General features: G+C 37.4%; 20 protein-coding genes. 2 read left to right on the top strand and 18 right to left on the bottom strand.

What is annotated here, in order from left to right:
* Positions 1-55: 55 nt before the first annotated feature.
* On the bottom strand, positions 56-619 hold the full coding sequence (pth, locus tag FEZ33_RS05585; protein WP_138404422.1) for an aminoacyl-tRNA hydrolase: 564 nt from the start codon (positions 617-619) through the stop codon (positions 56-58).
* Between the two features lie 172 nt (positions 620-791).
* Here pth and FEZ33_RS05590 point away from each other — a divergent pair, with 172 nt between their 5' ends.
* Positions 792-1,748 (top strand): L-lactate dehydrogenase, encoded by a 957-nt coding sequence (locus FEZ33_RS05590; protein WP_138404423.1) that lies wholly within the window; start codon positions 792-794, stop codon positions 1,746-1,748.
* Between the two features lie 150 nt (positions 1,749-1,898).
* Here FEZ33_RS05590 and FEZ33_RS05595 read toward each other — a convergent pair whose 3' ends face one another.
* The 6 genes from FEZ33_RS05595 to FEZ33_RS05620 form a co-directional block, all read right to left on the bottom strand.
* The gene (locus tag FEZ33_RS05595) at positions 1,899-2,132 is read right to left on the bottom strand and encodes a Veg family protein (RefSeq protein ID WP_138404424.1); all 234 of its coding nucleotides are present in this window, start codon (positions 2,130-2,132) and stop codon (positions 1,899-1,901) included.
* A 90-nt stretch (positions 2,133-2,222) separates the two neighbouring features.
* Entirely contained in the window at positions 2,223-3,104 is an 882-nt protein-coding gene (gene rsmA / locus FEZ33_RS05600; RefSeq protein ID WP_138404425.1) for a 16S rRNA (adenine(1518)-N(6)/adenine(1519)-N(6))-dimethyltransferase RsmA, read from the bottom strand.
* Positions 3,091-3,678, bottom strand: coding sequence for a ribonuclease M5 (rnmV, locus tag FEZ33_RS05605; protein WP_138404426.1), 588 nt, complete (start codon positions 3,676-3,678; stop codon positions 3,091-3,093). Before rnmV ends, rsmA begins: the two co-directional genes overlap by 14 nt.
* Positions 3,668-4,462, bottom strand: coding sequence for a TatD family hydrolase (locus FEZ33_RS05610; RefSeq protein WP_138404427.1), 795 nt, complete (start codon positions 4,460-4,462; stop codon positions 3,668-3,670). The genes rnmV and FEZ33_RS05610 overlap by 11 nt, the downstream gene beginning before the upstream one ends.
* Positions 4,463-4,559: 97 nt before the next feature.
* Positions 4,560-6,593, bottom strand: coding sequence for a methionine--tRNA ligase (gene metG / locus FEZ33_RS05615; protein WP_138404428.1), 2,034 nt, complete (start codon positions 6,591-6,593; stop codon positions 4,560-4,562).
* 294 nt (positions 6,594-6,887) lie between these two features.
* A complete protein-coding gene (locus FEZ33_RS05620; protein ID WP_138404429.1) occupies positions 6,888-8,669 on the bottom strand; it encodes a C40 family peptidase in 1,782 nt (593 codons plus the stop codon).
* 318 nt (positions 8,670-8,987) lie between these two features.
* On the opposite strand from FEZ33_RS05620, the gene tyrS reads away from it, so the two are divergent.
* Entirely contained in the window at positions 8,988-10,256 is a 1,269-nt protein-coding gene (gene tyrS, locus FEZ33_RS05625; RefSeq protein ID WP_138404430.1) for a tyrosine--tRNA ligase, read from the top strand.
* A gap of 52 nt (positions 10,257-10,308) precedes the next feature.
* Here the strand turns inward: tyrS and FEZ33_RS12405 are convergent, their stop codons facing one another.
* From FEZ33_RS12405 to trxB, 11 genes are all read right to left on the bottom strand, one after another.
* A complete protein-coding gene (locus tag FEZ33_RS12405; protein WP_171031295.1) occupies positions 10,309-10,485 on the bottom strand; it encodes a hypothetical protein in 177 nt (58 codons plus the stop codon).
* Positions 10,486-10,498: 13 nt separating this feature from the next.
* On the bottom strand, positions 10,499-11,200 hold the full coding sequence (locus tag FEZ33_RS05630; RefSeq protein WP_138404431.1) for an NAD(P)H-dependent oxidoreductase: 702 nt from the start codon (positions 11,198-11,200) through the stop codon (positions 10,499-10,501).
* A gap of 14 nt (positions 11,201-11,214) precedes the next feature.
* On the bottom strand, positions 11,215-12,003 hold the full coding sequence (locus tag FEZ33_RS05635; protein WP_138404432.1) for a hypothetical protein: 789 nt from the start codon (positions 12,001-12,003) through the stop codon (positions 11,215-11,217).
* Positions 12,004-12,014: 11 nt separating this feature from the next.
* On the bottom strand, positions 12,015-13,430 hold the full coding sequence (locus FEZ33_RS05640) for an ATP-binding protein (RefSeq protein WP_138404433.1): 1,416 nt from the start codon (positions 13,428-13,430) through the stop codon (positions 12,015-12,017).
* The gene (locus FEZ33_RS05645) at positions 13,430-14,146 is read right to left on the bottom strand and encodes a response regulator transcription factor (RefSeq protein WP_138404451.1); all 717 of its coding nucleotides are present in this window, start codon (positions 14,144-14,146) and stop codon (positions 13,430-13,432) included. The genes FEZ33_RS05640 and FEZ33_RS05645 overlap by 1 nt, the downstream gene beginning before the upstream one ends.
* A 326-nt stretch (positions 14,147-14,472) precedes the next feature.
* On the bottom strand, positions 14,473-14,895 hold the full coding sequence (locus FEZ33_RS05650; protein ID WP_138404434.1) for a single-stranded DNA-binding protein: 423 nt from the start codon (positions 14,893-14,895) through the stop codon (positions 14,473-14,475).
* Positions 14,896-14,998: 103 nt separating this feature from the next.
* Positions 14,999-15,928 carry a DNA-binding protein WhiA gene (gene whiA, locus FEZ33_RS05655; protein WP_138404435.1) on the bottom strand — a complete coding sequence of 310 codons (930 nt, stop codon included), beginning with the start codon at positions 15,926-15,928 and terminating at the stop codon, positions 14,999-15,001.
* A gap of 23 nt (positions 15,929-15,951) precedes the next feature.
* On the bottom strand, positions 15,952-16,974 hold the full coding sequence (locus tag FEZ33_RS05660) for a gluconeogenesis factor YvcK family protein (RefSeq protein WP_138404436.1): 1,023 nt from the start codon (positions 16,972-16,974) through the stop codon (positions 15,952-15,954).
* A complete protein-coding gene (gene rapZ, locus FEZ33_RS05665; protein ID WP_138404437.1) occupies positions 16,971-17,858 on the bottom strand; it encodes an RNase adapter RapZ in 888 nt (295 codons plus the stop codon). The genes FEZ33_RS05660 and rapZ overlap by 4 nt, the downstream gene beginning before the upstream one ends.
* A gap of 286 nt (positions 17,859-18,144) precedes the next feature.
* On the bottom strand, positions 18,145-19,863 hold the full coding sequence (locus FEZ33_RS05670; RefSeq protein ID WP_138404438.1) for a phospho-sugar mutase: 1,719 nt from the start codon (positions 19,861-19,863) through the stop codon (positions 18,145-18,147).
* A 254-nt stretch (positions 19,864-20,117) separates the two neighbouring features.
* Positions 20,118-21,068, bottom strand: coding sequence for a thioredoxin-disulfide reductase (gene trxB, locus FEZ33_RS05675; RefSeq protein WP_138404452.1), 951 nt, complete (start codon positions 21,066-21,068; stop codon positions 20,118-20,120).
* Positions 21,069-21,172: the final 104 nt, after the last annotated feature.

Raw genomic sequence — 21,172 nt, forward strand, 5'->3', positions numbered from 1 at the left:
CAGTAACTGACCCCCTTTAATCCATATATCTATAGTAATCTTATTCTACCATATCTTACTTATTATATTCACTCATAACGTGCTGGAAATCCTTGCCATCAAGCCAAGCTTCAATAGCATCGACAGTTTGATCAACCGCTTCATCGACAGCAATGCGATCTTCTGCTGTAAATCGTGCCAATACGTGATCGACTACTTTCCAACCGCCTTGAGGACGACCGATACCGATTTTAGCTCGTTTGAATTCGTTAGTACCTAGCATATCGATGATACTTTTAATTCCATTTTGCCCACCTGAACTGCCTTTTTTACGGAAACGAACACGGCCAGGATCCAAGTCTAAATCATCATGAATAACTAATATATCATCAATATCAACACCATAATAACTCATTATTGGTAGTAATGCTTCTCCAGAAAGATTCATATATGTGAAAGGTTTCATTAGCAAAACTCTTTCCCCATTTCGATGCCAAATTGTATAGTCTGATCTGAATTTTTGTTCGGTCATTTCTAAATGATGACGTCTCAAAATCTCGTCAATGGCATCAAAGCCAATATTGTGACGGCTGCCGTTATATTTGCTACCAGGATTGCCTAAACCTATTACTAACTTCACTTTTATCACCTATCATTTCTTAATAAAATCTCTTCGGTAGTATATCACAAACCTACTTATAAATCCTGAGTTTGAATTATTTTCAATTTGGAAACGTTTAAATTATAATTGATATTGAGTAATAGGATTTTATTGTGATATACTGAGCATATAATGAAAGGGGATTTTTATTATGACAGAAACATTAGACAAAATTATTTTAATTGGCGACGGCGCGGTCGGTTCAAGTTTTGCATTCTCATTAACGCTTCAAGGGGTTGGACGAGAATTAGGTATTATTGATATCGATACTGATAAAACAGTTGGAGATGCGATGGACTTATCAAGTGCATTGGCTTATCATTCAACTAAAAAAATCTATTCAGCTCAATACTCTGATTGTCATGACGCTGATATTGTTGTCATCACTGCTGGAGCTGCTCAAAGGCCGGGTGAAACTCGCTTAGATTTAGTTAACAAGAATTTAAAAATCTTTAAATCAATCGTTGGTGAAGTGGTTGCCTCAGGTTTTGATGGAATCTTTTTAGTAGCGACAAACCCAGTGGATATTCTAACTTATGCAACATGGAAATTTAGTGGTTTCCCTAAAGAACGCGTGATTGGTTCAGGAACATCTTTAGATACTGCACGTTTCCGTCAAGAAATTGCTTCATTAGTTGATGTTGATGCACGTAATGTTCACGGATATATTCTTGGTGAACATGGGGATACAGAGTTCCCAGTTTGGTCTCATGCAAACATTGGTGGGTTACAAATTTACGAATGGATTAAAGATCACCCTGGAACAGATGAGGAAGCATTAGCTAATGTCTTCTTTAAAGTTCGTGACGCTGCTTATGAGATTATCAAACGTAAAGGCGCTACTTATTACGGAATTGCTGCTTCATTAACTGCTATCTGTCGTGCTATCTTAGATAATACACATTCTATCTACCCTGTTTCTGCTTATCTAGACGGCGAATATGGACAAGAGGATGTTTATATCGGAGTGCCTGCGGTGATAGGCCGAAAAGGTATTATCTCTACTGTTCAAATTCCTTTAAACGAATTAGAACAAGATCGTATGAACCATTCTGCAAATACTTTACGTGATATCATTAATGAAAGCTTCGCAAACTTAGAAGAATAAAAATTCACAAAATTAGAACCAGACCGCTGAAGATAAGGATAAGACTCCTTCAGCGGTCTGGTAATTTATTTGTTAATATAACTAAAAATACCTTAGCTATTCGCACTCAGAACGAATAGCTAAGGTATTTATCAGTATTTATATATAAGGCTACTTGAATTCTAATTCAATTGTATTCGTTAATACATCACGGTAGCTATAACTAATGCGATCAAAATCATTTTCGTCTTGATTTAAATCTACAATGAAGACTGAACGATATGTTTCTTTAAGGACACCTTTACGTTCTTCTTTCTTTTTGCGCCCCATCTGAACAGTCACACTAATCTCTTCACCAACACGATCTTCCAAATAAGTCTTTATCTCTGATAATTCATTTGGCATTCCCAATCACCTCACCGTATCATTATAACACATAGTGATTAAAAAATCAATGATACCACAACTCTCGAAAGGTGACAAGTAAATTTCAAATTAAATTTCGCTTAATTTATTAAATAATTCTTCAAATTCATAAACTGTCAGTGTTTCTGCACGGCGTTTGGGATCGATTTCAGCTTGTTCAAAGCCTTCAGCTAATTTAGTTTGGTCTGCTTCACCATTTTGATAATAATTTCTGACATTATTCCAAATTGTTTTCCGACGTTGAGTAAAGGCCATTTGAATGAATTTCTCAAACTCTCTTGGCTCATCCACTTCGACTAAAGGTTTCTCGCGGCGTCTTAACATTAGTACGGCCGAATCAACATTTGGTTTCGGAATAAAGACACTTTTTGGAACAATAAAGGAAATACTTGCTTCCATTTTATTCTGGATGGCTATCGTCAATGAATTGTATGCTTTCGTTCCCACTTCTGCAGTCATTCGCTCTGCCACTTCTTTTTGCATCATCATTGCTAAGCGATTGAAAGGCAAATCTGTGTCTAATAAGTGCATAATAATCGGTGTTGTAATGTAATAAGGTAAGTTCGCAACAACAACTAAATCTTCAGCTTCTTTTAAATGAGCAAATTCCGGATTATTAAAATTCACTTTCAAAATATCTTCATGAACTACGTTCACATTGTCATATTCAGATAGGGTGTTGGCTAATACTTTTACAAAACGGGGATCAATTTCAAAGGCCAGTACTTCTTTGGCTGATAAGGCTAAAAATTCTGTCAGCGCACCAATTCCTGGTCCAATCTCGATGACCGTTGTATTTTTAGTAATATCCGCTGTTTGAATCATCTTGTCTAGGATTGATGGTTCAACTAAGAAGTTTTGTCCTAAACTCTTTTTCATCTTTATATCGTATTGATTCATGATTTCGGCAGTTCTTGTGGGTGTGGCAATTAATCGTTTAGATGTTTCCATTTTGTTCACCTGCTTTCAATTGATTTGTTAATTCTTCTAAAGTAATCTGATACATTGCTAGCTTTTTCTGTAATTGTTTACCATTAATGTGTCCAAGATGGTAATGGTTTGATATATATTCTCGACGGACTTTTGCTTCGGGGTGACCAATGAGTTTGAGTCGCATTAATTCAGCTTTGTGAATAAATACCGGTTCGACAGTATTCGGTGTCATAACAGCTTCAAGTGCTTTTATAATGCTTTCTCTGGTCGCATGTTCAACACCTAAACTCTTTCCTCGCTTCCCTGCATTCGCCTCTTCTGGCTTAATATAGGCGTGTTTAACGCTAGGGATCGCTTGTTCGATAATTCGTCGGATACGCTCTCCTTGAAAGTCAGGATCCGTAAAGACAATGACTCCCAACTTTTCATGAGCAGCTTTGATTTGATCGAGTGTTGCTTGATCAATGGCAGATCCATTCGTTTCAATTGTTTGGACAGTTTTACCGAACGCCTCGATTAATCTTTTCGTATCATCTCGCCCTTCAACAACAATGACTTCACGGGGCGGATTGGCATGCTTATTATTTTTCATGTTGCTTCGTCTCTGGATACCACTTAAATACTTCAAAGGCATTATTCGTTGTTAAGGTCGCAATTTCATCAAGTGGCATGTCTTTCACTTGCCCAAGAAATTCCGCCACATAGCGAACATAGGCTGGCTCGTTACGTTTACCTCGTTTCGGTACAGGAGCTAAGTAAGGTGCATCTGTCTCAACTAAAAGTCGGTCATTTGGGACAACTTTAGCCGCTTCACGTACGTCTTCTGTCTTTTTGAAAGTTAAAACACCACTAAAGCTGATATGCATTCCTAAATCTAGGAATTTATATACTTCTTCCTTAGTTTCACCATATGAATGCATGATACCGCCGGCTTTAGGAATACCTTCTTCTTTTAAAATTTTATAAACATCGTCCGTCGCATCGCGGTTATGAATGGTAATTGGCAAATTATGTTCCTTTGCCATCGCAATTAATCGTCTAAATACTCGGTGCTGATCTTCTTTAGTAGAATCTGGCCAATAGTAATCAAGCCCAATTTCACCTAACATTTGTACTTTCGGTGCTGCGAGTTTTTCTTCGAGTTGCTTCTCGATGGCTTGATTATAACGTGACGCTTCTGTTGGATGCCAACCGATGACGCTAATAATGTGTTCATTCTCTTGGCTGAGTAATAAACTCTTTTCAATGGTCTTCTCATCAAAGCCCACCACCGCCATATATTCTACGTCATTGTCTTTAGCTTGTTGGATGATTTCTGACTCGATGCCTTCAAATTGATCGGCGTTCAGATGCGTATGGGTATCAAATAACTTCAAAATATCTTACCTTCCTTGTTAAAGTCTCTTATACAGAATAACTGAATAAAACCTTAATCTCAATCAATAAATGAGACTAAGGTTTTATATATATAAATTATCCGATTAAACTTCCGTTAGCTGCTTCTGGATCAGCAAACAGTAATGATAACTTGCCATCTGATTCAGATGAAAGAATCATTCCTTGACTAATATATCCCATCATCTTACGTGGTTTCAGGTTCGCTACAACGATAACCTTTTTACCAATTAAAGCTTCGTGGTCTAGATAATATTTCGCAATTCCAGATAAAATTTGACGATGACCTTTATCTCCAGCATCTAAGCGGAATCTAAGTAACTTATTAGAGCCATCTACTGGCGCAACATCAATCACTTCAGCCACTTTCATTTCAGTTTTAATGAAGTCCGTAAACTCTACTGATTCCGTTTCGTCATAAACTAATTCAACTGATTCTGGATTCCAGTCTTCATCATCAACTTTACCAGTTGCTTCATTGCTACCTTTGCCATTCATTGCTTCTTGAATTAATTTAACTTCTTCTTCAGTGTCTAATCTTGGGAAGATTGGTACACCTTTTTTAATCACGGTCGTATTCTCAGGCACTTGGTTTAGCGCAAGGTCTGTCAGTAAACGGTCTGTTTCTGATGGCATACCCAGTTGTTCAAAGATTTGAGCAGGTGAATTTGGCATAATTGGACGTAATAAATGCGCCACAACTCTTAATGAATCTGCTAAATGATACATCACAGAAGCTAATTGCGCTCGGCTTTCTTCTTCTTTAGCTAATGTCCAAGGCATTGTCTCATCGATATATTTATTTGTACGAGATACGATTGCCATGACATTATTTAACGCAGAATGGAAATCTAAACGATCCATTGCTGTATGATAGTCTGCGATTTCTTTTTCGATAAATGCTTCAATTGACGCATCGAATTCTGTTTTATCAAAAGCTGTTAAATCCGTTGGGATTTTCCCATCAAAATACTTGTTCATCATCGCAATCGTACGATTTAATAAGTTTCCTAAATCATTCGCTAATTCAAAGTTAATGTGGTTAACGAAATCTTCTGGTGTAAAGACCGTATCGTTTCCTTGTGTCATTTCTCTTAATAGATAGAAACGCGTTGCATCTAGACCATAACGTTCAATTAATGTATCAGGATAAATGACATTTCCTTTTGATTTAGACATTTTTCCGTCTTTCATTAATAGCCAACCATGAGCAAAAATTTGCTTAGGTAATGGTATATCTAATGCCATTAATAAAATTGGCCAGTAAATCATATGGAAACGAGAAATATCTTTACCAATTACGTGCACATCTGCAGGCCAGAATTGTTTGAATAGACTATCGTTATCACTTCCGTAACCTAAGGCAGTAATGTAGTTAGATAATGCATCAATCCATACATAAACGACGTGTTTAGGATCTGATTTTACTGGGATCCCCCAAGAGAATGACGTTCTTGATACAGCTAAATCTTCTAAACCTGGTTTAATAAAGTTATTAACCATTTCAGTCTTACGAAATGCTGGTTGTAAGAATTCTGGATGGGCATCGTAATATGCTTCTAAACGCTCAGCGTATTTGCTCAGTTTAAAGAAATAAGATTCTTCTTTAACTAACTCCACTTCGTGTCCAGAGGGTGCAACCCCACCCGTCACATTCCCATCTTCATCGCGGTAAACTTCTGATAATTGGCTTTCAGTAAAGTATTCTTCATCACTCACTGAATACCAACCAGAGTATTCTCCAAGATAGATGTCTCCTTGTTCAATTAAACGTTCAAAGATTGTTTGAATCGCTTGTTTATGACGCTCTTCAGTTGTACGAATAAAGCCGTCATTTGTAATCTCTAATGATTTCCATAATTCTTTAATTGATTCTGCCATTCCATCTACATAAGCTTGCGGTTCAACACCTAATTCTTCAGCTTTAGTTTCGATTTTTTGGCCGTGTTCATCTGTTCCTGTTAAGAAGTAAACATCATAGTCCATTAATCGTTTATAGCGAGCCATAGCATCACAGGCTAAAGTTGAATAGGCATTACCGATATGTAATTTCCCACTTGGGTAATAGATTGGCGTTGTAATATAAAAAGTTGGTTTTGTTTGTTCGGTCATGAATGAGTGCCTCCTACATAATATAATTTTAATACATTATAGCATACTCACACTTATTATGCTTTATTCATAGAGAATCGGTACGAATTGGTAGTGGATTTTATTTGAACATGATTTTTTGACACGTACTTGAGCCAAATGGATATGCGGTTTGGCTTGAGTTCGAGCAACTTAAGATAAATGACATCACGGTTTGGCTTGAGTTCGCCTAAAATCTTTCGCCCACACAAAATAACATTATAAATACAAAAAACCAGATCAGAGTGGACTGACCTGGTCGTTAAATTCTATTAATTATTTGTTCACGCGTAATGCGAAACTTGGCATGAAGTATGAACTTACTGAGTTGTACTCTAAAGGAGTCCCTGGTTGAGACGCGTGGATATAGTCTCCGTTACCTGTTGCGATTGCAACGTGGTAAGTAGATCCAGGTGTTCCCCAGAAGTATAAATCTCCGGCTTGAGCTTCGCCAACACCAATTTTAGTTCCAGCGTTTTCTTGTGCTCCAGTCCAGCCACCTACGTTAATTCCGTAAGTTTCTTGGAATACGTGTTGTACAAATCCTGAACAGTCAAAGCCTGAAGGTGATTTCCCACCCCATACATATGGTGTTCCTAAGTATTGTGATGCGTTTGATAATAATGCATCAACACTTCCTTGAGCTGCTTGCGCTTCAGCTTCGGCCTCTGCTGCCGCTTGCGCTGCTGCTTCTGCCTCTGCTTGAGCTTGTGCCGCCGCTTCTTCAGCTGCTGCTTGGGCTTCCGCCTCTGCCGCCGCTTGGGCTGCTGCCTCAGCTTCTGCTTGAGCTTGTGCCGCTGCTTCGGCTTCTGCTTGGGCTGCCGCTTCAGCTTCTGCCTGTGCTTGAGCTGCTTCTTCAGCTGCTGCTTGATCATCAACTACAGGTGCTTCTTCTACAGCTTCCCATGCAGGTGTATCTGCAATAACTTCTTCCTCTACTGGTTGCTCTTCAACAACTGGTGTTTCTTCAACTACCGGTACTTCTTCTACAGGAGTTTCTTCAACGATAGGCGCTTCCTCTACAGGAACTTCCACTACAGGAGTTTCTTCAACGATTGGTGCTTCCTCTACAGGAACTTCCACTACAGGAGTTTCTTCTGTAACAGGTGCTTCTTCTACAACTGGTGTTTCTTCAACTACAGGAGTCTCTTCAACTACTGGAGTTTGTTCTACAATTGCTTGAGCTTCTTCTGCTGCTTGAGCTGCCGCTTCAGCATCTGCTTGCGCTTGTGCCGCTGCTTCAGCTTGAGCTGCTGCATTCGCTTGTGCTTCTGCGATTGCTTGAGCTTCCGCCTCAGCTTGTGCTTCGGCTTCAGCGATTGCTTGCGCTTGAGCTGCTGCCGCTTGTTCAGCTGCAATACGTTGAGCTTCTTCGAAAGCTTGACGTTCAGCAACTAATGCTTCACGGTGAGAAGCTGCTAATGAAATATCGTTTGTTAATTGGTTGTAAACTTCTTCAGAAGCTGCAGTTTGTGCTGACAACTCTTCTTTTAATGCTTCAAGTTCAACCATTTTTTCGATTTTTTGATTTTTTGTTGATTCTGTTTCAGATTTTTTGCTTTCAACCGCTTCTTTATCTGAAATTTGAACGTTTAATAAATCTTTGTTTGCAGATACCATTTTGTTAATAACATCTACACGACCAACAAAATCACTTACTGATTCTGATGATGCTACATAGTTTAAATAGTTAGATGATCCACCACTTACTTGAACAGCACGTGCTTGATCAGCTAATAAGCCTTCACGTTTACCGATAATATCTTCAAGTTGAGTAATTTCTTCTTCTAATTCAGCAATTAACGCATCATCTTCTGCTACTGCTTCAAGGACTGCAGTTGCCTCTGCTTGAATTGTATCAATTTCAGCATATGCTGTAGCTAATTGTGCGTATAAGGCTGTTTGTTGAGCACTTAAACCTTCGATTTGTACGTCTGCTTCATTAATCAGTGCGTCATAGTTTTGAGCTGATGCTAAAACTGGTGCTGCAACCGAGCTTAATGCTAATGCAGATGTAAATAAAGTTTTGAATAAGCTCTTAGAAAAAGTTTTCTTCATTGTTTATTGCTCCTTTGTTATTACTAGTTTTGTTATATTCATATTATATTCATTAAATCTTCTCTTTTTCGACCTGAGAAGATAATAACACACCTTTGAGTCGAATAGTTGGTTTTCTTTGATTCGTATACTGTTTGTAACATTACTGTAAAATATCACTATTTTTGTCATTTAAGTATTTTTTCTATCCTATAATATTCGGATACTTTGAGTACTTGGATACTGTCATCAACAATATTTTTGTAACAGAACCTTGATTAAACTAACTTAAATCCCTATAATAAGGTTATCTATTCATTTCTAAAAAGGAGACTCATAATGCATATTCTAGAAGATTTAGAGTGGCGTGGAGCCATCAATCAACAAACAGACTCCGAAGGTCTGGAAAAATTAACACATAAAAAAGCGATCGGTCTATATTGTGGCGTTGACCCGACTGGGGATTCAATGCATATCGGTCATTTAATTCCATTCATGATACTTAAACGATTCCAATTAGCTGGTCATAATCCGGTGGTTGTTATTGGTGGAGCGACGGGTTCTATTGGTGATCCATCTGGTCGTAGTAGTGAACGTCAATTACAAACTATGGACGTTGTTAAAGAGAACGCTAATAAATTAACTCAACAAATGGATAAATTATTCTTAAAAGCGGACGCTGAAAATAGTGGCTTCCGTGTTGTAAATAATTACGATTGGTTAAGTGAATTATCTTTATTAGATTTCTTACGTGACTACGGAAAACACTTTAACATCAATACAATGCTTGCTAAAGATATCGTGGCTTCTCGTTTAGAAACAGGGATTTCATTTACTGAGTTTACATACCAAATATTACAATCCATTGATTTCCATTATTTATACAAGAACTTAGATGTTCAATTACAAGTAGGTGGCGCAGACCAATGGGGTAATATTACAGCGGGACTTGATTTTATTCGTCGTATGGAAGGTTCTGAAGTAGAAGCCTATGGATTAACCATTCCGTTAATGCTTAAATCTGATGGAACTAAATTTGGTAAATCAGCTGGAAATGCGATTTGGTTAGACCCAGAGAAAACAACACCTTATGAATTCTACCAATTCTGGATTAACCAACAAGACTCAGATGTTACTAAATTCCTTAAATACTTTACTTTCTTATCTAAAGAAGAGATTGAGGCTTTAGAGAAAGAAATTGAAGAAAATCCACACTTACGTGTCGCTCAACGCCGTTTAGCGGAAGAAATTACACGCTTTGTCCACAGTCAAGAAGCACTAGATGAAGCGCAACAAATTACTGAAGCTCTCTTTACCGGTGAGGTTGGCCAACTTTCAGCGAAACAAATCGAAGAAGGTTTCAAAAACATGCCACAATCGACAGTTGCTAGACAATCAGAGAACTTAGCTATTTGGTTAGTTGATACTGGAATTGTTGATTCGAGAAGACAATCACGTGAATTTATTAATAACAATGCCATCTCAATCAACGGAGAGAAAATTAATGATGTTGATTATGAGATTGGCCCAAACGATGCGATTGATGGTAAATACATCATTGTTCGTCGCGGTAAAAAGAAATATCATTTAGTTATTTTTGAAGATTAATACTTCAGAACAAAAAGAAGTCACCTACTTTTTTAGTAAGTGACTTCTTTTTTTATTCGTTCCAATTTTCTGGACTCCAACTTGCACCATCAAGTTTCCCTTTATGGTTTTCGATGCGTTTCTCTTGCTCTTTAAACAAACTCATCGCAGCGACTAATAAAGCTTTGGTTGGATAATCTGTTGCTTTCTCCACCCAATCACTATGGTAATCATCATATTGTGTATTCATTGAATCACCCTCCCTACCAACGATCAGTTAAAGTGAATAATTCACTTACTTCATCCGCTTGATCTTCTAGAGTTTGCTTCCACAAATCAAATAGAATTTCGTTTTCTGCTGATAAGTTTAATTGCTCAGCTTCAATGGTTTCTAATTTTTCTAACAAGTAGCGCTGATAAGTTAAATAACTTAAATGCGTGCCTTCTTCTAAATAACAAGCGTATTGATACATTAACTCCATCTTCTCTGGTTCGCTCATATAAGCAAATTGGTGAACAGAGAAGATTGGTAAGTACGTCATATTAAAGTAGTTTGCCAGTGATTCATATGGTGATAGTACTTCTGACAATGTCCGTTTCTCTCGCCCACCTGCTTGATACTGACTTTCCTTCACACCTGCCACAACGGCTAAACCTAATTCCTTGTGCGCTAATTGTCTAGCAAACCGGTCGTTTGTTTGTCTATCTTCAATGACCGTATCTAACCACAGTTTCATGATTGCTGGCGCTTGATACCAATAAAGATGGAATTGAAAGATAATTCGGTCATACTCTAATAAACGCGCTTGTTCTGATTCAACATTGAATAACCCATTTTGGTCAAATTCACTTTGTAAATCTACATAGGTAGCCTCTGTGATATGTTTACCTGAACTTAATAAAAACTGCTGACTACTCGAAGTCGCAACATCTGGGTGGGCTACATAAACAATCGTTTTACTCATTCAATCCTCCTAAGTTATTCTCCTACAAATAGGCGCTTTAAATATGGAGATATCTCCATAGCGCTTTGTAATTCTTGATGGTTCGCTACATCAATATTACTGGTATTTATTTCCTCGATTAACTCTCTTGCATAGCTTTGAAAAGCATCATTTAGTTTAGTCAATAACGTTTGATTGTACACTAAGGCATATGCCTCTTCTGCTTCCTTCACTCCACGGGCTATGACTTCGAAATACCCATCCGTCACAGGAATAAACTTTAAATTATTTAAAGTCGTTATCGCTGTTTCGTAATTTAACGTTTGGGTTAAAGCATCGTCAATGAGTAAATTGATTGTTTCTTGAAAGTAATCCTCTGTCTCTTGAAAGCGGTAAGGATCAACCGTTTCAAGTAAAGTGTAATAGTCAATATTTTCAACATAAGGGACATTACTATTGACGTGTCCACCAGTGATTACAGGTTCAACGTACATTGCATTTACTTCATCGCGAGCGAAATACCGCCGATGTAAATCATTATACGCTTGGATTTGTTTCGGTCCAAGAGCTTCTGATTCCTCTAAGTCGTTTAAGTGCGAGCGGATATTCACAAGATCCTCTTCGTTCATATCTTCAATAATAAAGACTGTCTCTTGCTCAACGTAATATTGATCAATTTGTTGTGTAACTCCTTGTGCATAAGCTTCTTGACGATTGATGTTTTTCACTTGATGTTGTGAATACAAAAAGAAACTTAATTGAATGATTACCGCAACAAGTATAATACAGGCCAATGAGACTAAAATTTTTGCTTGCTTCGTCATGACGGTTCCTTTCAGAGTTTACTTTCTTTTTTATGTGGTAACTTCACAGTGAATACTGAACCCTTACCTAATTCACTGTCGACTTCTATATTACCTTGGTGAGCTTCAATAAGTGATTGAACGACAGATAAACCAATGCCTGATTCGCCAAATTCGGTATTTTTCCTTGATTCATCTACTTTATAAAATCTTTCCCAAATACTCTTCAGATGTGCCGGGTCGATTCCGATCCCTTTGTCGATAACTTTAATTTCACTATATTCTTCCTGCATCTTCCCTTGAAGAATAATATCACTGTCTTCAGAGAATTGGATGGCATTGGTGACGAGGTTAATTAGAATTTGAATAATCCGGTCATAATCTGCCCACACAATTAAGCCCTCTTCTGCTTCAACTAATATATTTATATTTTTCTTAGCTGCTTTGCGTGATAATTGTTCTTTAATTTGGTCAAGAAGTTTATTTCCATCATTTTCTTGTTTAGCTAAGACGAACTGATGACTTCGAATTTTTTCGTAGTCTAAGTTTTCATTGACTAATCGGGTCAGTCTCTTCGTTTCTCGTTGAATTAATTCTAAGCTGCGTCCTCGTTGCTTCTCTGGAATCATATTGTGTTGTAAACCTTCCAGAAGACCGCTCATGGTCGTCAGTGGTGTTCGCATCTCATGCGCAACATCCATCATGAATTGACGTCTTAAACCTTCTTGCCTTTTAATTTCTTCTTGGGACTCCATTAATGAATGTGACATCTTTTGGAAATCCCTTGATAAATCCCCAAACTCATCTTGGCCATCCGTTGCTATCGTTACATCGTAATTCCCCTGACCAATTTGCCTTGTTGCATATTGGAGTCGATGGATTTTACGTGTTTGTAAGATTGAATAGACAGTACTAATAATAATCCCCATAATAATCGCTAAGATAAGTGATATAAAGATATTCTGTCTGACTGCATCGAGTCTTGCTTGTAGGTCATCTAATGGAGCCGCCAAACTAATAAAGCCTGATGGAAATTCCCCAACATCATGATGGGGTAGATAAACAGTTAAGTAAGGTTCGACTTCGCCGTTTTGGTTATAACGGTCTACTGTTCGGAAACCAAGATACTGGCCGGATTGAATTAATTGCAACTCTTCTTGTGATAAATTTGCATCAAAGCGTTGATCATAAATCGGGTAAATCGTTCTTCCGTCAGATAAATACACTTGAATAACAATATTCTCACTGGCTAATAATTGCGATGTTCTCACTAAATCATTCCGTGAAAAGTTATTATTAACGATGTTATACCCGTAATTTAGTAATTGTTGCTCCCGTGTTTGTTCAATCTCAGTCGTCATCTCATCTTCAATTCGATAAGCGAAAAGCGCAACCGTTGCAATAATGACTAATAAAAATGCAATCAGCTGTTGCCATAAAACCTTCATTATTCCTCACCAGGTGCTTCGTATTTATAACCGACTCCCCAGACTGTTTGAATAATTTGTGGACCCACTTGTTCAATTTTTTGACGTAATTTCTTAATATGTGCATCAACGGTACGTTCATCGCCGAAGAATGGGTCTTCCCAAAGACTTGTTAATAAATCTTCACGGCTAAATACTCGTTTAGGATGCTCTGTAAATGCGACAAGTAAGTCAAATTCTTTCGGTGTAAGATTCTCAATAGGATTGTCTTTGTAATAAGCTTCGCGTGTTGATGTATTGATATGGATAATTTCTGTTTCAACATCAAATTCTGAAGCTGTCTCAACTTCCGCTTCTTGAGTCGGTGTTACTTGAGCTCGACGGTGTAATGCTTTCATACGAGCAAGTAATGTAATCGGGCTGAAGGGTTTTGTTACATAATCATCTGCCCCAATTTCAAGCCCAATCACTTGATCACTTTCTGAATCTCTTGCTGTTAACATTATAATCGGTGTTTCCTTAGATATTTTTCGAATATTGTGGCAGATTTGCATGCCATCCATTGAAGGGAGATTTAAGTCTAATATCACGATATCCCACTTCGTTGGATTGCTTTTATACGCTTCGTAGCCTTCTGCCCCGTCCTGATGAAAGGTTGCTTCATAGCCTTCATTCTCAAAAAACATCGACATCATTTCGCTCACTGATTCATTATCTTCTATCATTAAAACGTTCATCATTGTTTCCTGCCTCCTTTTGCACAGTCCTTGTGCCTTGTATTCATTATTATACATGAATTTGATGATTTTAAGCAATTTGAATCCATTATCCCCCATCTCTTCATAATATTCACAATTTCGTCATATTTGCACGCAAAAAAATGCTCAATATAATCTACCTTCGTATTTACCTACGTCACTTTTTTGGGAGGTTGGAATATACGTAAATAAAAAGGTATCGATTATATTAAGCATCTTTAGAGGTTTATAAATTAGGCTTTGGTACTTTTGAATAATATACTTTACTGGGGTTTATGAATGAAAATACAGAATTACATTTTTTATTAGTTCATCACAGCGCGAATGCTTTCTTCATCAATTTGTATATCCGCACTTTGAGTTTGCTCAACTTGATTATTGTCGGTTTGCTTTTGTTTTGAGTCGTCTGAATCCCGTGATTGCAATAAGGTTAGTTCTTCAACAAGACATTCAATAACGTAACGGTCATTATTATCGCTGTCTGTGTATTTGCGACTTTGCATCTTACCAGTGATGGCAATTTGTTGCCCTTTGGCTGTATAGTTATGCAACAAATCAGCAAGATGGTTCCAAGCGACAAATGGAATAAAATCAGCTCGGCGTTCACCGTTTGCATCTTTTTGGTAATGATTGATCGCAATAACATTATTAACAACACGACCATTTTGACCAACTTTATTACGTTTAACATCTCGTACAATTCTTCCAACATACATTGCTTTATTCAAAAAAATCACCCCTTTCTTTTTGGTCTATATATATATACGTAAAAAAGGGGCGATTCCATTATTTTATTTTCAAATTTACACAAATTTTACATAAAATTTACAATTAACCGATTTCTTCTGCCATTTTTACAATTTTTCTTAAGCGGTGATTCACACCCGATTTTGAAATCGGTCCACCTGGTATTTGCTCTCCAAGTTCTTTTAAGCTCATATCTGGGTTACTTAATCTAAATTCTGCCATAACTTTTAGCTTGTCAGGTAAAGTTGTTAGTCCTTGATAATCATCAATTAAACGAATCGCTTCAAGCTGGCGTTGAGATGCATCAATGGTTTTGTTCATATTCGCATTTTCGCAATTTACTAAACGATTCACTGAATTACGCATGTCACGAACGATGCGAATATCCTCAAAGCGTAACACAGCACTTGATGCGCCAATAATCGCTAAGAAATCGGAAATCTTCTCCGCTTCTTTTAGATAAGTTATAAAGCCATTACGACGATTGATTGTCTTGGCATTTAAATCAAAATCATTCATCATTTGACAAATATCTTTATTATGTTCATCGTAACTTGAATAAATTTCTAAGTGATAATTATTTGACTCAGGATTATTTACAGAACCTCCAGCTAAGAATGCACCTCGTAAGTATGAACGTTTCTTTTGTTCATTCTCGGTAATATCACTTGTGACTTTTGTATTCAAGCCAATACCTAACATATCCAGAATATTCAAGTCTTCTAGAATTTCTTTCACTCTAATACGACAACGTACTATATATACATTGTTCTTCTTCAGCTTCATCTTGCGTCGAACAATTAATTCACCTTCGACTCCATAATGATCCTTTAAAAGTGTATAAATTCGGCGCGCGATTGCTGCGTTCTCACTTTGAATATTCAAAATGAACTTTTGTTGATATATACTTACAGCACCATTCATTCGAATCAGCGCAGTAAGTTCCGCTTTTGCATGCTCCCGGTGTACTTCTAATAGCGTACATTCTTTTTTTACGTCTGAAGCAAATGTCATCGTGCCTCACCTCTCTATCTTTATTACCATTGTGTCTTTTCTACTTTTCGGGGGGCTAATTTTAAAGAATTTAACAAGTAGCCTAATTCTTCGACAACTTTCTCAGTATCATGATATGCCCCACCATGTTTCATACTTAAAAATTCGCTAGAGATGACGCGACAGTCTTCTTTACGTATGCCTTCAAAATCATGTTTAACTTGTAATAAATATTCTTCGTTTGGTTGTGTTCTAATATAATCTTCGGGGACTTCCGTTGTATTCACTAGAACTGTATCAATAAATTTATTATTCAAATGTTGATGGAGAACTTCTACATGATCGGCGTCGGTAAAGTTCTCAGTCTCACCTAATTGAGTCATAATGTTACAGATGTAGACAACTTCAGCATTTGTCTTGACAATGGCTTCACCAATCTCTTTAATCATTAAGTTTGGCAAGATACTTGTGTAAAGACTTCCTGGACCTAAGATAATCATATCTGCATCCATGATAGCATCAACCACACGGGGCGAAGCTTCTAAAGCTTCTTCTCCTTCTGTGGTTGTGACCAATACTTCTTTTATCTTCTTGCGGTGAGAAGCAATACTTGATTCTCCAACCGCAATAGTTCCATCTTCAAATAAAGCATTTAGTACCAGAGGCTCTTGAGCTGCTGGTAATATTTGTCCTTGAATATGCATCCACCTTGATAACATGTCGATAGCATCTTGCATTGAACCATGCATTTCTTTTAAAGCGGCAATCAACAAGTTACCGATCGCATGGCCAGCTAAAAAATCATCCGTAGATTCAAAGCGATATTGAAATAAATCAATAAACTCTGGTTCACGTGCCGATAAGGCACTCATACAATTTCGAATATCTCCGGGAGGTACCACATTAATATAGTCTCTAATCACTCCACTACTTCCACCGTCATCAGCAACAGTAACAATAGCAGAAATACTTGCATTCAAATGTTTTAACCCTCGAAGTATTACCGGGAGGCCAGTCCCTCCTCCGATAACAGCCACTTTATAGCGTGGTTTGGCTTTTTCGCTCATGATCGATTGACCGATTCCTTATTTTTTAATTTATCGCGGTGCGAGACATTCACCACGTAATGATCATTTTCTAATTCTTGACCCATTCTCTTAGCTAAGGCAACTGAACGGTGTTTACCACCGGTACATCCAATAGCAATTGTCACGCTAGATTTACCTTCTTTTTTGTAACCTGGTAAACAGTATTTAATTAAATTCATAAATCGTGAATAAAATTCTTCTGTCTCCGGTTGCTTCATGACATAGTCATATACTTCCGTATCTAAGCCCGTTTTAGGTCTTAGCTCATCAACATAATGTGGATTCGGAAGGAATCGCACATCCATGACAATATCTGCATCGATGGGCACCCCAAATTTAAAGCCAAATGAGACCATTTCAATGTGGAATGGTTGATAAGTATCAGAAGCAAAGACTTCGATAATTTTCTCTCTTAATTGTCTTGGCGATAAATCTGTTGTGTTAACGATCATTTGTGATCGTGCTCGAATGTCACTTAACATTTCTCGTTCTTTTTGAATTCCTGTAATGGTTCTCTCTTGTGTTGCCAAAGGATGCTTTCTGCGTGTTTCTTTATATCTAGATACTAAGGCTTGGTCATCGGCTTCTAAGAAGACAATACGCGTTGTAATGAATTGAGTGTTATCCATCTTGCCAATAACATTCTCTAATTCACTGAAGAATTCGCGTGTCCTTAAGTCAATCACAAGTGCGATTCGTGTAATTTTCCCTGATTCTTTCATTAATTCCCAAAATGTAGGAAGTAAATTTGGTGGCATGTTATCGATGCAATAATAACCTAAGTCTTCAAAACTTTGGACTGCGACAGTTTTTCCTGCCCCACTCATACCGGTAATTATTACTAATTCTAATGTATCAGACATGCATCTCGCCTCTTTCCCTTGATTTTAATATATTATATCACAATCACATTGATTTTATTATGATTATCGTTTGAATATTCTGTTTGTCTAAATTTGCTTCCTTATATTATCAGTAATCGTCTAGTAAAAGCAATTTATTTTATTTCTTTAAATAAAAATCCAAACGATAATTAATCGAATACAAACTCCTTTCACCACAGCATTCTAATTGAACGATATGCACAGATTGAAGCCAATATTCAGACTAATTATCATTTGGATACTCTTATTTAGACTAATTCAATTGTTACTCAGTTAATTTACGCATATCTGCTTCAATCGCTTCTGCTTTTTGATCAACCGTCTCACGATTGTCACCGCGTACTCCTAAGTATAATTTAATCTTAGGTTCTGTACCACTTGGTCTAAAAGCAACCCAGCTACCGTCTTCTAACGTATATTTTAATGCATCTGATGAAGGATAGTCTAAGCCTGCTGATTTACCGTCACCATATTGCACTGTTCCTTCTAGATAATCTGCTGCTTTATCGATAGATAAACCACCTAATTGAGACGGAGTATTTTTGCGAACTTGGCTCATAATGCTTGCCATCTTCTCTTTTCCAGATAAGCCTGGGAATGAAACTGAAATGGTCTTTTCAACGAAGAAGCCATGTTTATCATAGATAGCTTCTAATGCGTCACCTAAAGTACGACCAGCTTTTTTATGGAAAGCCGTTAATTCAGCTAGAATAACTAAAGCTTGAATCGCGTCTTTATCACGCACAAATGGTTGTACTAAGTAGCCATAACTTTCTTCGAATCCCATTAAGAATGTATGTTCATTTGTTTCTTCATACTCCTTGATCTTCTCAGCAATAAATTTGAATCCAGTCAATACTTCGACCATTTCTAAACCATAGCTTTCAATAATCGTATCGGCTAAATCAGTTGATACGATTGATTTTACAGCAACACCATTGTCAGGTAATTCTCCTTTTTCGCGGCGGGCATTCAGAATATAATCTAACATGATGGATGCAATTTGATTCCCTGAAAGTAATTGGTATGAGCCGTCTGCGACACGAATCATTGCGCCTAAACGGTCAGCATCCGGGTCAGTTGCTAATAAGATATCAGCATCAACTGAACGGCCTAATTCTTCTGCTTGAACGAAAGCATCTGCGGACTCTGGATTAGGTGACTTAACTGTTGGAAAGTTTCCATCAGAATCTGCTTGTGATTTAACAACTTGAATGTTATCAAAGCCGATTTGCTCTAATGCTTTTAGACCAATCATTAAACCTGTTCCGTGTAATGGTGTGAAGACGATATTGACTTCATCTTTCATTGATTGCACTAAGTCTAAATCAACTGTGACAGCCTTCATCTCTTCTAAGTAAGCATTATCTACTCGTTCACCGATAATTTCAATGGTTCCTGATCCTAGCAAGTCTGTCTTATCTCCGACAGCTACTTCAAGTGGATTATTAATTGCGCGAACATATTCTGTTAATTTATCTGCTGCTTCTGGTGGCATTTGCCCACCATCTTCGCCGTAAACTTTGTATCCATTGTATTCGGCTGGATTGTGGCTCGCAGTAATCATAATACCAGCATATGTGTTTAAATGACGCACTGCAAATGAAAGGACAGGTGTTGGTCTTAAACTTTCATAAACGTAACTCTTGATGTCATGTTTTCCTAACACCATCGCTGCTTCCATAGCAAATTCAGGTGAGAAATGACGTGAATCGTAAGCAATCGCTACCCCGCGTTTTTTAGCATCTTCCCCGGCGTCTTCGATTAACTTCGCTAAGCCTTCTGTCGCTTGGCGAACAGTATAGATATTCATGCGATTTGTACCTGGTCCTAATACCCCACGCATCCCTGCAGTACCAAAACTTAAGTTCGCTCCGAAGGCATCTTCGCTTTCTTCGCGTGATAATTGATTCAGCTCTTCGCTTAAATGTGTATCAAGTGACTTATGATTTTTCCATAGTTGATATATTTCTTCCCAAGACATAATTATCCCACCTTTTCTAATGTTATTTTTATTATAACATCATTTTATAATACAACAAAGGTTAACCTTTTCTGAATTAAAGCCTTTTCACAGTTCTCAAATTTTATTTATCGTTTTAGGCAATATATTACTTTAATCCGCGATATCTTTTATTATCTTTATCACTTTTCTTAGTAAATACTCCATAAATTTTTACATAAAAAATGACCAACTAAATTAGAGGTTAGTCTAATCCGTTGGTCATGCTTTATAAATTAGTTTACTTGGTTAATTGGATCTTTCAAGCTTTGAACATAGTCAAACGCGCCTTGTCCAGCAATACTTCCGTCTCCGGCAGCTGTAACAATTTGGCGTAGGTGTTTTTGACGGATATCTCCAACTGCAAATAAACCTGGAACAGTTGTTTCCATGCGCTCATTGGTAATGATCCAGCCTTCTTCATCTGTGACACCTAAATTCTCAACAATATATGAGTTTGGTATTAGACCAATGTAGACAAAGACACCATTCGTTTCAAAGTCTTCTACTTTGTTCGTTTTTACATTACGAATTGTGACTGAATTAACGCCATTTTCACCATTAATCTCTTCAACGACACTATCCCAAATAAAGTCAACTTTAGGGTTATTAAAGGCACGGTCTTGAAGTATTTGTTGCGCTCTTAATTGATCGCGTCGGTGTATGATTGTTACTTTATCAGCGAACTGCGTTAAGTAATTTCCTTCTTCAACAGCTGAATCTCCTCCACCAACAACAACTAAGTTACGGTCACGGAAGAAGAAACCATCACATACTGCACAGTATGACACACCTGAACCGCTTAAACGGTCTTCACCTAGAACGCCTAACTCACGGTGATGGGCACCTGTTGCAATAACAACTGCGGGTGCGATATAAATTTTGTCAGCGGTATGAACATATTTCGTTGTTCCTGATACTTCAATATGAGTCACATCACCGTATAAGTGCTCTGCACCGAATTCCATCGAACTATCAAAGAATTTCCCTGCTAATTCAGGTCCACCAATTTTAGTATAGCCTGGATAGTTTTCGACATCTGCCGTATTTATTAATTCTCCACCAGGTGCACCTTTTTCAATTATAATTGTTTTTAAATTTGCGCGCGATGCATATAAGGCAGCGGTCATTCCACCTGGGCCTGCTCCGATTATAATTACATCTGCTTCAAGACGTTCTTTTGTTATCTCTACCACTCGCTCTAACCTCCTAGGTTCGTCTGTTTAGTATTGTATATCATAGAGCTTTGATTGTTCTTAATCAATCTATTTGCTTAATACTATTTATTATA

Source organism: Ruoffia tabacinasalis (genome assembly GCF_005864045.1).
Classification (GTDB): domain Bacteria; phylum Bacillota; class Bacilli; order Lactobacillales; family Aerococcaceae; genus Ruoffia; species Ruoffia tabacinasalis.

Excerpts from the sequence above, each read along its gene's own strand:
- FEZ33_RS05590 (WP_138404423.1), top strand. The coding sequence starts at position 792 with ATGACAGAAACATTAGACAAAATTATTTTAATTGGCGACGGCGCGGTC.
- FEZ33_RS05595 (WP_138404424.1), bottom strand. The coding sequence starts at position 2,132 with ATGCCAAATGAATTATCAGAGATAAAGACTTATTTGGAAGATCGTGTT.
- rsmA (WP_138404425.1), bottom strand. The coding sequence starts at position 3,104 with ATGGAAACATCTAAACGATTAATTGCCACACCCACAAGAACTGCCGAA.
- rnmV (WP_138404426.1), bottom strand. The coding sequence starts at position 3,678 with ATGAAAAATAATAAGCATGCCAATCCGCCCCGTGAAGTCATTGTTGTT.
- metG (WP_138404428.1), bottom strand. The coding sequence starts at position 6,593 with ATGACCGAACAAACAAAACCAACTTTTTATATTACAACGCCAATCTAT.
- FEZ33_RS05620 (WP_138404429.1), bottom strand. The coding sequence starts at position 8,669 with ATGAAGAAAACTTTTTCTAAGAGCTTATTCAAAACTTTATTTACATCT.
- tyrS (WP_138404430.1), top strand. The coding sequence starts at position 8,988 with ATGCATATTCTAGAAGATTTAGAGTGGCGTGGAGCCATCAATCAACAA.
- FEZ33_RS12405 (WP_171031295.1), bottom strand. The coding sequence starts at position 10,485 with ATGAATACACAATATGATGATTACCATAGTGATTGGGTGGAGAAAGCA.
- FEZ33_RS05630 (WP_138404431.1), bottom strand. The coding sequence starts at position 11,200 with ATGAGTAAAACGATTGTTTATGTAGCCCACCCAGATGTTGCGACTTCG.
- FEZ33_RS05635 (WP_138404432.1), bottom strand. The coding sequence starts at position 12,003 with ATGACGAAGCAAGCAAAAATTTTAGTCTCATTGGCCTGTATTATACTT.
- FEZ33_RS05640 (WP_138404433.1), bottom strand. The coding sequence starts at position 13,430 with ATGAAGGTTTTATGGCAACAGCTGATTGCATTTTTATTAGTCATTATT.
- FEZ33_RS05645 (WP_138404451.1), bottom strand. The coding sequence starts at position 14,146 with ATGAACGTTTTAATGATAGAAGATAATGAATCAGTGAGCGAAATGATG.
- whiA (WP_138404435.1), bottom strand. The coding sequence starts at position 15,928 with ATGACATTTGCTTCAGACGTAAAAAAAGAATGTACGCTATTAGAAGTA.
- FEZ33_RS05660 (WP_138404436.1), bottom strand. The coding sequence starts at position 16,974 with ATGAGCGAAAAAGCCAAACCACGCTATAAAGTGGCTGTTATCGGAGGA.
- rapZ (WP_138404437.1), bottom strand. The coding sequence starts at position 17,858 with ATGTCTGATACATTAGAATTAGTAATAATTACCGGTATGAGTGGGGCA.
- FEZ33_RS05670 (WP_138404438.1), bottom strand. The coding sequence starts at position 19,863 with ATGTCTTGGGAAGAAATATATCAACTATGGAAAAATCATAAGTCACTT.